Here is a 14390-nt window from a genome sequence, read left to right on the forward strand (position 1 = left end):
ATTTATTACTTTACTTCTCGGTTTGACACAGTTTATTTAACCATACGCGTCAAGTTAAGGAAAAATGAACAAATTTAGTGCACTCAAAGTTGATATTCTTGTTTTTCTATATTTATCTTTTAAGGAGAATTTTGACCAGGTTGAGATGAGTTTTTTGAGGAAAATTTGAACTTTACTGACTACACAATTTAATGTTAAGAATAACTCTCTAACCCGCCTTTTTAGCTCAATAAATGCCTTTGTTAAGCTAAGTTCTGTATTCTTTTTCACTTCTGTGCAACCAACTATGCCGTGAAATATAAGAATTGCGCACAATTTAGCATATAGTTCACATAATACTCTGCATGGCTTTCCTTTTAGCTTATCAAGTCTGATATGGCTTTTATACAATTTAAATAATAACTCAATTTGCCACCTTACTCTGTAAATCGTTAATACTTGCTCAGCACTAATTTTATTTTCTGGAACATTAGTTATAAATATTGACCAGTTCAACAATTTTTGATTTCTTTTAGAGGATGTATATCCCTGCGATCTTGCTAATCTATTAGCTTTCCTTCTTCTGGCCATAGACTGTTCTTCAGTTAGTTTCTGACATATAATTCTTACTCTAATTTTTGCTTCTTTTCCTAACAATACCTCGTTTTCTAAAAATAACTTATCCTCTAAACATTCTAATAACTCCATTTTTTGATTTGTTTCTACATCATATATGTTGGTATCGGATTTATAACGACTTATGAAATAAGCTCCTATTTCATTGATTTGTTTAAAAGAACTTGACACAAAATAACCGAGATCAGATATTAGCAAATCATTGCTTAATATATTACTTAAATGTTTCCTATATCCCTGGTCTGATCTTACTCCCTCCGTTAAATTAAGTTGGTCTATTATCTGATTCATGTAGTCGAAAACTAATTGTAACTTTATTCCAGACTTAGTATTGCTTTCATAGCCACTGTAGCTAGTACCATAACCTTTATACATCTCTTCCATACTGTTAGGTAGAGTAATATAGCTACTGTCCAATAATTTAACACTATTAAATTGCTGTAAGATTTTGCAATCAACTTGCAAGATATTTTTGAAGAGAACCACAGATTCATTATACATCCTTTTCATAAATTCCACTGCTTCTTCAGTAAATCTAAAATCCAAACCTTGTTTTGTTATATCTATCGAGTCCTCGTTTAGTAATTGACACATTGTTTCTACGCTACAATTATCAACCCCTATATTACCCAAGACCATGGCTTTTACGAACGATGAACCTTTTAGCTTTCTCTTTCTTTTTATAAACCTTGTTGTAGTTGAGATTTTATCTGCTTTTTCATTAAAAAATTCTTTGAGCTTTTTTGATAAGCTAGTTATTTTATTCATTGGTTCTCTCACTAAAAGTATTTCTGGGAGAACTTATACCTTATTATTCTATCTCTTTCATACCTTTATTTCCTTAACTTGACGCGTATGGTTTATTTAACACTCCCGTTTTCTGGGCTTTTCAGCTCAGAGAACACTTTTTTAGAAAAATAGAATTGGTGACCTTACTCAAAAAAAAGTAGAGAAGAAGTTTTTGTTGTGAGAATAAATTTAGCAGAGTTTATAATATAATATTTAAGTTATTTATGATAAAAAATAGATTTCTTGCATAACTAAGCGTCATCCCAGCTGGGATTTAGCAAGAAAATCTAGATTCCAGCGTTACGCGCTGGAACTCTTTAAATTCTAGTAGTGCAAGAAATCTAATTTCTACGTGTTTAAATATGGAAGTTCTAGTTTGTTGAACAGAACGTTGAGAAGTATCAATAAGAAGCTCCCTTTTGAGTAAACTTTTCTGCAACGGAGTTATCGTAATAACACCCCTTATGTACGTTGCATGAGAAAATTGGTCAAATATACGAAAGAGTTATAATACAGATTTTACTCAAAAAATATTGAAACAATCTCACACATCTTAAACTAAGTTCTCAATTTCTCAAAGAAATCTTTTAACAAAAGAGAACATTTTGTTTCTAATATTCCACCATAAACTTCAGGTATGTGGTTACAGAATTGAAATATTCTAGTGCCGTTTTCAACTCCTCCACCTTTGGGATTGTAAGCCCCGAAGTACAGACGTTTAATTTTTGCAAAAGAGATAGCTTGAGCGCACATCGGGCACGGCTCTAACGTTACGTACATTTCAGCTTCATAAAGCGTGGAAGTTGAAAATGCTTGTCTAATTGTTAACATTTCTGCATGTGCAGTTGGATCATTAGATATATTGTGTGCAGAGGAGATGATATTGTTTCCATTAACTATTACAGCACCTATTGGCACTTCGCCATCTTTCTGAGCAAGTTTTGCTTGCTCTATGGCAAGTTCCATGTATTGGTACTTAAACATTAGGTGCTTGGGTAAATATAATTTTCTTTTCTTGGCTTTTCTATTTTTTCTAGGTTATAGAATTCACTAAGGACTATTGTCCTTTTTACAAGGCTATCTATTTCTCGCTTTAAATATTTTTTTATTTCTTCTACCGATTTTAGTTCGTTTATAGCTACAACTACTTCTTCCATTATATCCTCTATAATTTGATCCTCCTCTAATTTATATATTATTTGTTCTACATGCCTATTCAATTCCTCGAAGGTCGCAGATCCATATGTAATGCTATCTTTACTATTTCTTAGTAACATTTTTTACCTCTCTATTAGAATATAGTTTATTAAGTTCTATTAAACTCTATTGTCAATAGCTGCCTTAATAAATGATGTAAAGAGAGGATGAGGAGAAAATGGTCTTGATTGAAATTCTGGATGAAATTGTACACCAATAAACCATGAGTGATTTTTTAGCTCCACTGCCTCTATGCATGTTTTATCTTCTGATATACCACTGCATATCATTCCATTCTCTTCTAAGTTATTTTTATAATCTAAATTAACTATATATCTGTGTCTGTGTCTTTCTGAAATAGTGACACTACTATACACATTTGCCATTTTTGAATTTGGACTTACATTACACTTGTATGTTCCAAGTCTCATGGTTCCACCAAGATCAACGTTCTTACCATCAGCGAGCTTGATGATTGGGTGTTTGCAAGTATAAAATTCTTCAGAGTGTACATCTTCAAGCTTAATAACGTTACGAGCAAATTCAATCACTGCAAGCTGCATACCAAGACATATTCCTAAAAAAGGAATGTTATTTACACGGGCATAGTTTATTGCTAATATTTTACCTTCTATTCCATTATCACCAAATCCTCCTGGAACAAGGACTGAATTAGAGCTTTGTAATTTTTCTCTGATAAACTTTGCATCTATAGATTTTCCATTTTCTTCTCTTGAGTTGACCCAATTTATCTTCACTCTAGCTTTATTACTAATTGCACCATGGTTTAATGCTTCAATCAGTGATTTATATGCGTCAGGAAATTCAGTATATTTTCCTACTATGGAAACGATAACTTCTTGTATTGGATGTCTCATAGAGTGTACTATTTGGTCCCATTCAGGTAAGCTTGGTTTTGGCTTACTTAAGTGAAAGTGATCCAAAATTTGTGTCCCGAGCCCACATTGATTATACAAGGACGGTAACTCATATATATGGTTTACATCAGGAGCAGGTATTACGTTAGATAAAGAAACATTGCAAAGATTGGCTATCTTTTCTTTTTGATTATCGGAAATTTCTTTTTCACTGCGACATAATATAATATCTGGTTGTAACCCCGCAGAGTTTAACTCTCGAACTGAATGCTGTGTCGGTTTTGTCTTTAATTCTTGTGCTGCAGTGAGATATGGTATTAAAGTTAAGTGAATAAGGATAACTTTTTGCTTTCCTAGTTTATAATTAACTTGGCGTATAGCTTCCAAAAACGGTTGGCTTTCAATATCACCTACGGTTCCGCCTATTTCGCATATTACAAAATCTAAATCTTCTGTACCATTAAAAATGAAAGATTTGATTAAATCTGTCACATGAGGAATGATTTGCACAGTTTTGCCTAGATAATCACCACACCTTTCCTTCTTTAATAATTTATTATATACTTTACCAGTTGTTATATTGTCGTCCTTGGTTGCTTTAATTTTAGTAAAACGCTCGTAATGTCCAAGGTCTAAATCAGTTTCAGCACCATCCTCAGTAACAAATACTTCACCGTGCTGAGCTGGGCTCATTGTTCCAGGATCAATGTTGAGATATGGGTCAAGCTTTCTGATGCGAACATTGAATCCATGAGCTTGAAGAAGTGCTCCCACACTTGAAGCAACTAAACCCTTACCAAGTGATGAAACAACTCCACCTGTAACAAAGATAAACTTGGTTTCTTTCATTAATTTTCAAATGGAACAGAAGTTGATTGGCCTTCTTGCTTCTTTTCTGATATAATCTTCTCTGCAATTGATTTTTTATGTACATCTTTTGAACATAATCCTGATAGTAACAGTGTATTTATAATGAACAGTCCAGCAACTATAGAAGTTATTCTACTGAGTGGATTTTCAGAAGACTTTACCGGAATTATTGAATTCATTCCCTGTTGTGAATTACTAAAGCCACTTAATGAACTACTTCCAGGTGGCTGCAGGAGCACTAAAATTACCAATACAACAACTAATATTATTTGAAGTACACTAAGTACTGTTACTGACATTATGAATAGAGCTAAAAATAAAGATTTTAGGAGCATAAGGATCATAAGTCAAGAATATCTTTACTCGAGTAACTTGACTACTGGAATCCAAGTATGTATTAAACCTTATTTAAATTATGAGCTATCACATTTTAAAATACAAAGATTATGAACCAAAAATGGATGAAAGTTCTTTTATCGCAGATGGTGTGCGTATCATAGGTAACGTTGAAATAGGAAGGAATGCGAGTATCTGGTTTAATTGTGTGATCAGAGGAGATGTTGGGTCAATCAAAATAGGTGATGAAACGAATATTCAAGATGGCACCGTAATTCATGTAGGTAGAAATCCAGGCGGTGACACGATTATTGGTAGTATGGTGACGGTTGGACATTTTTGTGTGTTACATGCATGCACGATACATGATAAAGCATTTATTGGTATGGGCTCTGTTATAATGGATCATGCGATTGTCGAGTCTGGAGCTATGGTAGCTGCTGGCTCACTAGTGACACATGGAAAAGTGATAAAAAGTGGTGAAATATGGGCTGGCAGGCCAGCAAAAATCTTCAAAAAGATGTCAAGTGAAGAGATAAAATATATTACACAATCTGCACAAAATTATATTACGCTAATGAAAGAATATAAGCCTATATGCTAGGTTGAGAAATCTTCAGCCCTGATGCACACTCTACGTCAACTACTTCAAAAGCTTCTTCAACTATAGAATGCTTATCAATATAAGCTTCTTCAACTCTAGGAATATGCTGATTAATAAAACTACCTCTGACTAGAATATCCTTTACTGGCCAGTTTGTTTCTATCTGAGTACCTGATGATTTATAGTATTTTCTAAAATGAATGATAAATTTCCATTATGGTATTACCAACCAAAAGTTGTAAGTCTGTACATTTATACATTAGAGGTCTGAGGCGGCTTTTGATGGTATGCCAACAGTGTTCTATGGGATTCAAATCTGGTGAATATGTTGGAAGATACAGCACATGACAGCCAAAAGACTCTATTAATGATTTTGTTTTAGTGGTCTTATGAAATGTAGCATTATCCATAACTATGGTTGTGCCAAGTGGCAATTTAGGTAATAACATCTTCTCCAACCATATATTGAATACCTCTTTGTCACACCCACCTTTGAAAGTCATTGGTGCAATAAATCTCATTCCAATCCACCCGGCTACTATACTGATTCTCTCTCGAGTTCTCCCTGGAATATCTGCATAAATTTTCTTTCCTCTTGGAGCACGTCCATATTCTCGGTATAACTTATTATCAACTCCTGCTTCATCTATATATAAGATGCTGGAATGGTCTATTTTTGAGATTTTATCAATAAATTGCTGCCTATCTTCTTGATTGCGCTCTTGATATAGTGTGACTTTTTTTTAAAGTAATTTTTAGCTGTTTTAGTCTATACCAAATTGAATTTATTCCAAATCCAAGATTTTGTTTCATCTCTGCCAGAGTATGATCTGGATTCTTTGTAACATATTCTTCGAGTATTTTTGGGTCTATTTTTCGAATAAAGCTACCGTTTTTAGATGGCTTTAGGCTTTCACCAGCAGCTTTCTTTTTTAACCAGCGGTACAGAGTTGCTATTCCTATCTCCATGAGCTCTGCTATCTCAACCTTTGTCTTCCCTTTTTCTATCATCAATACTGCCTTTTCCCTTAAATCCACACTATATGCCATTATAACTCAAATACTTCATTATACCTTTATCATTTACTTTAGGAAATACTATAGCTGCACATTTTGTCCATGCTGACGTTAGAAAAAGAGATATAGTATTGTTTGAGTTAAGATAGAAGTTTACATGATCTTTACAATCTTTTAGATTTATATCTCCCAGAAAATCTGATATTTGAGATTGTATATTTGCTTTTATGAAGTTCATCCGGCCGAATTTTTCAGTAAGTATCCCTACCTCTTTTGGAACTTCTAATGGGATGATAATATCATTGCTAATTCCATTTTCTTCTTGAGAAAAAAGTTCAGTGTATGCTCCTTTTTTTCTGTGTTTCTCAAAATACTTAGGAAAATACATATTAAGGTATTCAGAGTGTAGCTCTATACGATTTTTCTGGTCATCCTCTAGAGTAAATGTATATTTACCACCATTTTGCTTAAGCTCGCACAATTTAAATTTACTAAGGTCAGAGTCTGGAAATGGCTTTGCAATTTCAAAAGCAAGTGTAAGAGTGTGCGTTGTGTGATCAAATTCATTTTTTTCTTGTAGACTATAGTACTTATTTTTTTCATATTCCTTTTTTTCTCTATTAGCATTAACTTCCTGTTCATTAAAACTTTCAACAGCATAAAAAAATTCTTCTTCATCTAGCTCTTCTCCTGTTAGAGCATCCTCAAACACATCCTGTTCATCCTCTAAATCAATCTCATTACCTTTCGTTTCTATTTTATTCTCTATACTTATTTTTTTGTATGGTCATTTCCATTGCTAGCAGTTGTTTGATGATGTGTATCGTTAGTTTGAAAAAAGCTCTTTACTTTTGATATTAAGCTAATCCATGAAAGTCTGACTTGATTAAGTAGCCATTTAAAACTCTTCATTGTTTTACCTCAACCTAATTAATAAAAATTGTAACAGAATGAATTAAATATGTCAATAATATACACAAATTGTACTAACTGGGAATTAGTGGCAGCACTTAACATCTGTGTAAATTTTGACATAGGCATTTTCTGCATTTTAACCAAATCAGTAAGGAGAACACCATTAATATTCTCCTTTTAGAAGCAACTTGAATAAAACTGATAAAGTTTGAATTAAAGTGTGATTAGGAAAGTGAGTGATGAGAACTCTTTATTTGGACTTCTTTTGATTCATCTATTTTAGTATTAGGTCTTAGTGCTTCATATGTAGCACCAACAGCTACGAGTGCAGATGCTGTAGCTATGCCAATTATTGCTAATATACTTAGTCTAGTTGTATGTTCAAGTATAGTACTTGCTACCAGCCCAACAGCAAGACCAACACCAATAACAGCAGTGTACAACATTCTAGGATTATTTGAATTAGGCATATAGCTCACTAACTCTCTGCAACACTTTTCTGATTCTTTCTTTATGTCCTCGAGCTTATTTAGATCTTCTTCTTCTATTTTAGCATTTAATTCTAGTTTCTTACATAATTCTTGCATTTCTTTTACTTGTTTTTCTAATTTTTTTAAAAAATTTATTATTTTTGTTCCTTGTAATTTTATTATTGTTTCCTTAAGTAGTAACGTTGATATTGGCATTGCTATTTCTTCTATCTCTTTTTCTATTTTCCTTTCCAATTCCACTACTTTTTCTATTCCTTCTTCTGATATTTTAGTGTCTTTTTTTAGTTCTATTTCAAACTTTCTTTTTTTCAACTCTGATTTTGCTTCTTCTAATGATTCTAATACATTCCATAGCTTTTCACCAGAATTCTGACTCCGTTTTGGTGACATAGACTGACTGCCTTTGAACTTTTTTGGTGATATGGGCTGATTTTTACCATCTTTAAGCTTTTTTGAGTTTTCACCAGCACTTACTTTAGCCATAATAAACCTCACATATTAAATAATGCTATTACATAATATCTTTAAAGCTCAATGTCAAATAGTATCTTTACATAATATAACTCATAAACAGAAAATTTTAGTATAAAATGCCATATTTACTTTGTGCTATGGTTTGAGGTAGAATAACAACTTGCTTCAAATATGGAAAGGCAGTACAACTCTATGATCAAGTTACTGAACTCTCATTTACTCCTCTTTTTTTGTAAAACAATCTACAATTCATTAGAAGATCTTCAGATAGACGTTGATCATTGGTTGTGTTTTTACAATGAGACAAGACCTCATTCTAGTAAATATTGTTATGGCGATGTAGACTTTCCTGAATAGAAAACATATTGCTTTTAGAAAAATATTAGTAGCATTACATAAGAGACTGATATTAGTTTTCAATTTTTCTGTTAGTTAATTCTTGCTTGCTAGGTTAAGTTGTGTCTGGTAACCATAATGGCAAATCTTGTTAATTTGAGGCGTGGATTTTAGCCTCTCTTATCCTTACATTAGTTACATATTCTTTCGCAGAGGGCTAATGAATTTATTAGTAAAATTCAGTAATTTATAACTGACAATTAGAGCTGTTAATTAGCAACTCACTTTAAATAAGTTACTCAACTGTGACAGATTTAGCTAAATTTCTCGGACAATCTACATCTAACCCTTTTTTTTCTGCAATAGAATAAGCAAGAAATTGCATAGCAACACTGTAGATAATTGGAGAAACAAAATTGTCAACTTCTGGAAGTTGCACCACATCTATGCAAATTCCCTTTAAGAGCGGTGCTCCTTGCTTATCACTAAAGGCAATTACTTTACCTTTTCTTGCAATAATCTCTTGTATATTGGATAGCGTTTTAAAGAATAAATTATCGTAAGGAATAATTGCGATAACAAGTACAGTAGAGTCTATCAAGGCGATAGAACCGTGCTTCATTTCTCCCGCTGCAATACCAATTGTGTTGATATATGAAAGCTCTTTTATCTTCAATGCACCTTCCATTGCAACTCCATATGAGCTTCCTCTCCCAATTATAATTATATTATTGTGCTCTAATATACTGCCTGATATATGTTGTATTTCCATCATATTCAAAACATGCTCTACATGTTCGGGAATGGAATTAATAGCACCGCTTAGTTCCTTTATCCTCTCTCTACCCAGTATACCTTTTATTTTTCCAAGCTCTACAGCAAAGCATGCTAAAATTGCAAGCTGCGTAGAAAAGGTTTTTGTCGAAGCAACACCAATCTCAGGTCCAGCAAGAGTATGCAATACAATATCTGAGGCTTTTTCTATGCTGCTATTAAATGTATTAATTATGCTAATGATCATTTGTTTCTGCAATCTCGCATAACGTAGTGCTTCCATAGTATCTGCAGTTTCACCAGATTGAGAAATGAATAAGCCAATACTACCTTCTTCGAGCTTGACGCTGCTATACCTAAATTCTGACGAGATTTCTAGATATACCCGAATTTGAGCAATACTTTCCAGCCAACACTTTGCTATTAGTCCAGCAAAATAGGATGAACCGCATCCAACTATAGTAATGTAACCTAGTTCAGAAAATAATTCTTTGTTGATTTCTTTATATTGTTTATAAAATTGATTTATTGTTTTGTTTAATGCATACGGTTGCTCAAAAATTTCTTTTAGCATAAAGCTAGGGTAACCATTTTTACTAATTAGAAAATTTCTTGGACTGCTATTTTCTGTTCTGCGTTTAACTTGTATACCATTATTATATATACTGAATTCGTTAGATTTTATTACTGCAATATCATTATCTTCTAAATGCAATATTTTTTCTACAAATGAATTCAAAGTATTAGTATCAGAAGCAGCAAACACTTTATTACAGTTATATCCTATTGCTAAAGGCAAATTTCTTTTTGCAACAAATAAAGTATCTGGATATTCTGCAAATAATAAAGCCAAAGCAAGTGAACCTTGTAAATTGTTTAGACACTGTAATATAGAATCAACTGGTGACAATCCTTCATTAAGATATGCAGTTAATATGTTTGGTATTACTTCTGTATCAGTGTCGGTATGAAAAGATACTCCCTTTTCCTCCAGATCCTTTTTTAATATATTGTAATTTTCAATTATGCCATTATGAGCAACAACAACATTATTTATATAAATGGGATGAGCATTTTTAAGATTTGGAGCTCCATGTGTAGCCCAACGAGTATGTGCTATACCAACTTTACTACTAGATATCTTGCTCTCATGAACAACTTCACACAATCTTTCAACTTTACCTTCTGATTTTTTGACTTCTATCTTACCTCTATTATTTATAATTGCTATACCTGAAGAGTCATACCCTCTGTATTCCAATTTTTGCAACGCGGTTAGTAAAGTTGGTATTACTGAATCACCGCTACTTACTATACCTAATATTCCACACACTTCGTAAATTATGAAGCATTTTTGTCTTTTTTACTTTCCTCTAGTTTATTTTTCTTGCCATTCTTTTCAACTTTGCTTTTTTCAATAGATTTAGCTACTGGCTTTTGAATTTCTTTATTTAAGATTTCAGATATAGCAGACTTTAGGATTTTTATTTCAATTTTTGGTGCTACTTCTAGTATTAGTTGTGCATTTACTTCGTCAACTTTGTTTACTTCACCTATTATTCCACTAGAAGTAATAACCGTATCACCACGTTTTATTTGATCTATCATCCTTCTATGTTCTTTTAGTTTTTTGTGATTGGGGCGAATAATGAGAAAATAAAATACTACAAATATTAAAATGAGTGGAATAAAGCTAGCAACAGATGCTGATACATTGTTAGTCGCATCTGCCGCAAAAACCTCAGAAATGAACATATTTAATCCCAATTATTAACGATAAAGTTAAATAGATTAAGCAGCAATTACAATATCATGTCAAGTCTCTGAAAGAAATTAATTCAAATTAATAAGAAACTTAAAGAATTTTAAGGTGTTTCTGCTGTAATGGCGGGAGTGATGAGATTTGAACTCACGACCTCATGCGTGACAGGCATGCGCTCTAACCAACTGAGCTACACCCCCCATTGCTTTTTAACGTTTGCAACTTTAAAGCTAATCAACGTGTTGCCACTTGTCAATATTTTTTGTTTGCGCTTTTTTGTCTTTTTTATTACTATGTAAATAACTTAATTTCACACATGGCTTATGCAAGTAGTCCCGTTAGGGTTATGCCATGGAGGATAAACTATTTGGAGGAGTAAATATGACAAATTTGCCTAAAGTCACTATACGTGATTTAGCTGAATCTGGTGTGCATTTTGGCCATAAAGTTAGTCGCTGGAATGCGAAAATGGCACCATATATATATGGTATACATCAACAGAATCGTATACACATAATAGACTTACGAAAAACATTACCATTGTTAGAGGCGGCGATGAAAGCTTTATACGATGTTGCATCTCAAGATGGTCGCATTTTATTTGTTGGTACGAAATTTCAAGCTTTAGATATTGTTGCAAGTGAAGCAGTTCGTTGTGGTCAGTATTATGTAAATGATCGATGGCTTGGTGGTATGCTTACTAATTGGAACACTGTTTCTTCTTCGATAAAAACTTTGATACAATATGAGAAAATATCCAATGATGAAGATAGCATCTTAACAAAAAAAGAATTAGGAAACATTGAAAAGAAAAGAAAAAAGCTTGATAAAGAATTGGGTGGAATTAGAGAAATGGGAGCAGTTCCTGATATTTTATTTATTATTGATACTAACAAAGAGCATATAGCGGTTAAAGAGGCTAAAAAACTGGGTATTCCTGTAGTTGGAGTACTTGATACCAATTCTGACCCAGATGGTATTGCCTATCCTATACCAGGAAATGATGATTCAAGAAAATCAATAGAGCTCTATTGTAAATTAGTTGCTGATTCTATATTAGCTGGAATAGAGTCTAGTTTGACAAGGTCTAGAGTTAAGGATGATGAGCTTATTCAAGAAAAAGAAGAGGATATTGTGCAAACTAAAAAGAAGCGTATTAAGGTTGAAACAGAAAGGGAGGTAATAGTAAGTAAATGAAGATGGATTCAAGTAGTATAAGGGAATTACGCGATAGAACAGGGCTTGGCTTAAGCGATTGTAAGAAAGCGTTAGAAGAGTGTGATGGTGATATTAAGAAAGCCGTTGATAGGTTACGTACAATAGGATTTGCTAAAGCTGACAAAAAGTCTGATAAAGTAGCTTCGGATGGGCTTATTGCTATGTGCTTGGCTAAAAATTATGGTGTATTGGTTAAAGTCAATTGTGAAACTGATTTTGTTGCTAGAAATGAGAAGTTCATAGCATTAGTTTCAAATTTAGCATCAATTGCTTGTCAAGAACGTTGTACTAGTCTTGATGAGTTAAAAAATGCCAAATATGAAGATGTTGGTACAGTGCAGGAAGCTATTATGAGTGGTACATCGGTTCTTGGTGAGAAGTTAGAGTTAAGCAATCTTTGCTACCTAGAGACTAAAGATGGGATTATTTCTGGATACGTACATGGTGATATGCCTGGCTTAGGTAAGATTGGTGCTTTAGTAGCATTGCAGTCATCTGGTGATAAAAAAGAGATTGGAAAGCAAATAGCTATGCATGTAGTTGCTATGAAACCTGAAGCTTTATCTATAAATGATTTAGATCAAGAAAAATTAAAAAATGAGCGTTCTATAATCGAGGAGCAAGTAAAGAGCTTAAATAAACCTGAAGAGGTAGCGAAAAAAATAGTAGATGGACGAATGGCTAAATACTATGAAGAAGTTGTTCTGCTAGAGCAGAAGTTTATAAAAGATGATAAAATGAAGATTGCTGATTTTATAGAATCAAGTGCTGTTAAATTAGCTAATTATAAGTTACTTACTTTGGATGGTGCAAATAAGTAACAAAACTTCAGAAGTAAAGTACCCCAGAGTGTTATTCAAAATCTCTGGGGAGGCTTTGATGGGATCAAAGCTATTTGGCCATGATATGGAAGTTATAGATAAACTATCCAAAGACATAGTTGAAGTTTGTAATCTCGGAGTTCAAGTTTGTATTGTTGTTGGTGGTGGGAATATTTTTCGTGGTGCATCAGCATCTTTAAGTGGCTGTGAAAGAGCAAGCAGTGATTATATTGGAATGCTTGGTACTGTCATTAATGCTTTAATTTTGCAAAATTTTTTAGAAAAAAGCTCTATAGTCTCTAGGGTGTTGTCTGCTATACCCATGACTACTATATGTGAGCCTTATATAAGAAGGAAGGCTATTCATCATTTAGAGAAAGGTAGAGTGGTCATTTTTGCAGCAGGCACAGGTAACCCATTTTTTACTACAGATACAGCTGCAGCTTTACGTGCTGTTGAAATGAATTGTGATGTTATTTTAAAAGGTACTCAAGTAAGTGGTGTATATTCTGCCGATCCAAAAAAAAATGAGAATGCTGTGATGTATGATAGGCTTTCTTATACAGATCTGCTAACTCGTGATTTAAAAGTTATGGATGCATCAGCAATTTCACTTGCTCGTGAGAATTCTATCCCAATTGTAGTTTTTTCTTTAAAAAGAGAAAAAATGGTTGATATTATTAAGGGTCAAGGCACTTATACTATAGTTTCAGATTGTAAACATTAGGTAATTTATGTTAAACGAAATAAAAGCTAAAACAAAAGAAAGAATGCTAAAAACTATTCAGTCTTTTCACGATGATATGAAAGGCGTACGTACTGGTAGAGCTAACGCATCATTACTTGATGGTATAGTTGTAAATATCTATGGTGGACATCAAAAACTGAACCAAGTTGCAGGCGTTTCAGCTATAGATAACAAAACTCTATCAGTTAAAGTTTGGGATGCTACTGTTATCGGTGAAGTAAAAAATGCGATAATCAATGCTAACCTGAATTTAAATCCTGTTGTTGAAGGAAATACTATACGTATAGTTCTTCCAGACTTAACACAAGAAACTCGTGAAAAATTAGTGAAATTATTGCATCAATTTTCTGAAAATGCACGAGTTGCAATTAGAAATATACGCAGAGATGTTATGGAAGAAATAGAGGAAATGAAGAAAAATAAGGAAATCTCAGAAGATGATTTTCATGTTGCCAAAAAGGAAATACAAAACATTACTGATGATAATGTAAAAAAAGTCGATGATGACTTATCTATTAAAGAAAAGGATATATTGCATCATTAAG

16 protein-coding genes, 1 tRNA gene and 1 pseudogene are annotated in these 14390 nt (G+C 33.0%); 6 read left to right on the top strand and 12 right to left on the bottom strand.

The window, feature by feature from the left end; all coding sequences use genetic code 11:
• Positions 1-54 precede the first annotated feature (54 nt).
• The 5 genes from AAGD65_RS04090 to secG all read right to left on the bottom strand — a co-directional run bounded on the left by AAGD65_RS04090 (position 55) and on the right by secG (position 4648).
• Positions 55-1383, bottom strand: a complete 1329-nt coding sequence (locus tag AAGD65_RS04090) for an IS4 family transposase (RefSeq protein WP_264682442.1) — start codon at positions 1381-1383, stop codon at positions 55-57.
• Positions 1384-1962: 579 nt separating this feature from the next.
• A complete protein-coding gene (locus tag AAGD65_RS04095) occupies positions 1963-2370 on the bottom strand; it encodes a nucleoside deaminase (protein ID WP_010404879.1) in 408 nt (135 codons plus the stop codon).
• A 17-nt stretch (positions 2371-2387) separates the two neighbouring features.
• Positions 2388-2681, bottom strand: coding sequence for a hypothetical protein (locus tag AAGD65_RS04100; RefSeq protein WP_007302591.1), 294 nt, complete (start codon positions 2679-2681; stop codon positions 2388-2390).
• Between the two features lie 39 nt (positions 2682-2720).
• On the bottom strand, positions 2721-4328 hold the full coding sequence (locus AAGD65_RS04105; protein ID WP_264682662.1) for a CTP synthase: 1608 nt from the start codon (positions 4326-4328) through the stop codon (positions 2721-2723).
• Positions 4328-4648 (bottom strand): preprotein translocase subunit SecG, encoded by a 321-nt coding sequence (secG, locus tag AAGD65_RS04110; RefSeq protein WP_007302593.1) that lies wholly within the window; start codon positions 4646-4648, stop codon positions 4328-4330. The genes AAGD65_RS04105 and secG overlap by 1 nt, the downstream gene beginning before the upstream one ends.
• A gap of 116 nt (positions 4649-4764) precedes the next feature.
• Here secG and AAGD65_RS04115 point away from each other — a divergent pair, with 116 nt between their 5' ends.
• The gene (locus AAGD65_RS04115; protein WP_264682663.1) at positions 4765-5289 is read left to right on the top strand and encodes a gamma carbonic anhydrase family protein; all 525 of its coding nucleotides are present in this window, start codon (positions 4765-4767) and stop codon (positions 5287-5289) included.
• A gap of 191 nt (positions 5290-5480) precedes the next feature.
• Here AAGD65_RS04115 and AAGD65_RS04120 read toward each other — a convergent pair whose 3' ends face one another.
• From AAGD65_RS04120 to AAGD65_RS04135, 4 genes are all read right to left on the bottom strand, one after another.
• Positions 5481-5981 (bottom strand): IS630 family transposase, encoded by a 501-nt coding sequence (locus tag AAGD65_RS04120; protein ID WP_306794344.1) that lies wholly within the window; start codon positions 5979-5981, stop codon positions 5481-5483.
• A gap of 10 nt (positions 5982-5991) precedes the next feature.
• Positions 5992-6339: a transposase gene (locus tag AAGD65_RS04125; protein WP_264336399.1), complete on the bottom strand. Its 348-nt coding sequence runs from the start codon at positions 6337-6339 to the stop codon at positions 5992-5994.
• Entirely contained in the window at positions 6329-7018 is a 690-nt protein-coding gene (locus AAGD65_RS04130; RefSeq protein WP_341810889.1) for a hypothetical protein, read from the bottom strand. The genes AAGD65_RS04125 and AAGD65_RS04130 overlap by 11 nt, the downstream gene beginning before the upstream one ends.
• A 427-nt stretch (positions 7019-7445) precedes the next feature.
• The gene (locus AAGD65_RS04135) at positions 7446-8195 is read right to left on the bottom strand and encodes a hypothetical protein (protein WP_264682665.1); all 750 of its coding nucleotides are present in this window, start codon (positions 8193-8195) and stop codon (positions 7446-7448) included.
• A 213-nt stretch (positions 8196-8408) separates the two neighbouring features.
• Between AAGD65_RS04135 and AAGD65_RS06995 the strand changes: the two are divergent.
• Positions 8409-8585: pseudogene (locus tag AAGD65_RS06995) on the top strand (IS481 family transposase); the annotation flags it as partial.
• Positions 8586-8817: 232 nt separating this feature from the next.
• Here the strand turns inward: AAGD65_RS06995 and glmS are convergent.
• The 3 genes from glmS to AAGD65_RS04150 all read right to left on the bottom strand — a co-directional run bounded on the left by glmS (position 8818) and on the right by AAGD65_RS04150 (position 11258).
• Positions 8818-10629 (bottom strand): glutamine--fructose-6-phosphate transaminase (isomerizing), encoded by a 1812-nt coding sequence (gene glmS / locus AAGD65_RS04140; RefSeq protein WP_264682666.1) that lies wholly within the window; start codon positions 10627-10629, stop codon positions 8818-8820.
• An 8-nt stretch (positions 10630-10637) separates the two neighbouring features.
• Complete coding sequence (gene yajC, locus AAGD65_RS04145; protein WP_319803491.1) at positions 10638-11051, bottom strand: preprotein translocase subunit YajC; 414 nt, start codon at positions 11049-11051, stop codon at positions 10638-10640.
• A gap of 130 nt (positions 11052-11181) precedes the next feature.
• Positions 11182-11258, bottom strand: a tRNA-Asp gene (locus AAGD65_RS04150).
• Positions 11259-11439: 181 nt separating this feature from the next.
• On the opposite strand from AAGD65_RS04150, the gene rpsB reads away from it, so the two are divergent.
• Genes rpsB through frr form a run of 4 tightly spaced genes read left to right on the top strand, consistent with a single transcriptional unit; the run spans position 11440 to position 14389 of the window.
• Complete coding sequence (gene rpsB, locus AAGD65_RS04155) at positions 11440-12255, top strand: 30S ribosomal protein S2 (protein WP_264682668.1); 816 nt, start codon at positions 11440-11442, stop codon at positions 12253-12255.
• Entirely contained in the window at positions 12252-13097 is an 846-nt protein-coding gene (tsf, locus tag AAGD65_RS04160) for a translation elongation factor Ts (protein WP_341810890.1), read from the top strand. Before rpsB ends, tsf begins: the two co-directional genes overlap by 4 nt.
• Positions 13081-13824 carry a UMP kinase gene (gene pyrH, locus AAGD65_RS04165; protein ID WP_010407219.1) on the top strand — a complete coding sequence of 248 codons (744 nt, stop codon included), beginning with the start codon at positions 13081-13083 and terminating at the stop codon, positions 13822-13824. Before tsf ends, pyrH begins: the two co-directional genes overlap by 17 nt.
• 7 nt (positions 13825-13831) lie before the next feature.
• Positions 13832-14389 carry a ribosome recycling factor gene (gene frr / locus AAGD65_RS04170; protein ID WP_017532537.1) on the top strand — a complete coding sequence of 186 codons (558 nt, stop codon included), beginning with the start codon at positions 13832-13834 and terminating at the stop codon, positions 14387-14389.
• Position 14390 lies beyond the last annotated feature (1 nt).

The organism is Wolbachia endosymbiont (group B) of Chesias legatella, assembly GCF_964026945.1.
Taxonomy (GTDB): Bacteria; Pseudomonadota; Alphaproteobacteria; order Rickettsiales; family Anaplasmataceae; genus Wolbachia.

Excerpts from the sequence above, each read along its gene's own strand:
- AAGD65_RS04090 (WP_264682442.1), bottom strand. The coding sequence starts at position 1,383 with ATGAATAAAATAACTAGCTTATCAAAAAAGCTCAAAGAATTTTTTAAT.
- AAGD65_RS04095 (WP_010404879.1), bottom strand. The coding sequence starts at position 2,370 with ATGGAACTTGCCATAGAGCAAGCAAAACTTGCTCAGAAAGATGGCGAA.
- AAGD65_RS04100 (WP_007302591.1), bottom strand. The coding sequence starts at position 2,681 with ATGTTACTAAGAAATAGTAAAGATAGCATTACATATGGATCTGCGACC.
- AAGD65_RS04105 (WP_264682662.1), bottom strand. The coding sequence starts at position 4,328 with ATGAAAGAAACCAAGTTTATCTTTGTTACAGGTGGAGTTGTTTCATCA.
- secG (WP_007302593.1), bottom strand. The coding sequence starts at position 4,648 with ATGTCAGTAACAGTACTTAGTGTACTTCAAATAATATTAGTTGTTGTA.
- AAGD65_RS04115 (WP_264682663.1), top strand. The coding sequence starts at position 4,765 with ATGAGCTATCACATTTTAAAATACAAAGATTATGAACCAAAAATGGAT.
- AAGD65_RS04125 (WP_264336399.1), bottom strand. The coding sequence starts at position 6,339 with ATGGCATATAGTGTGGATTTAAGGGAAAAGGCAGTATTGATGATAGAA.
- AAGD65_RS04135 (WP_264682665.1), bottom strand. The coding sequence starts at position 8,195 with ATGGCTAAAGTAAGTGCTGGTGAAAACTCAAAAAAGCTTAAAGATGGT.
- yajC (WP_319803491.1), bottom strand. The coding sequence starts at position 11,051 with ATGTTCATTTCTGAGGTTTTTGCGGCAGATGCGACTAACAATGTATCA.
- rpsB (WP_264682668.1), top strand. The coding sequence starts at position 11,440 with ATGACAAATTTGCCTAAAGTCACTATACGTGATTTAGCTGAATCTGGT.
- tsf (WP_341810890.1), top strand. The coding sequence starts at position 12,252 with ATGAAGATGGATTCAAGTAGTATAAGGGAATTACGCGATAGAACAGGG.
- pyrH (WP_010407219.1), top strand. The coding sequence starts at position 13,081 with ATGGTGCAAATAAGTAACAAAACTTCAGAAGTAAAGTACCCCAGAGTG.
- frr (WP_017532537.1), top strand. The coding sequence starts at position 13,832 with ATGTTAAACGAAATAAAAGCTAAAACAAAAGAAAGAATGCTAAAAACT.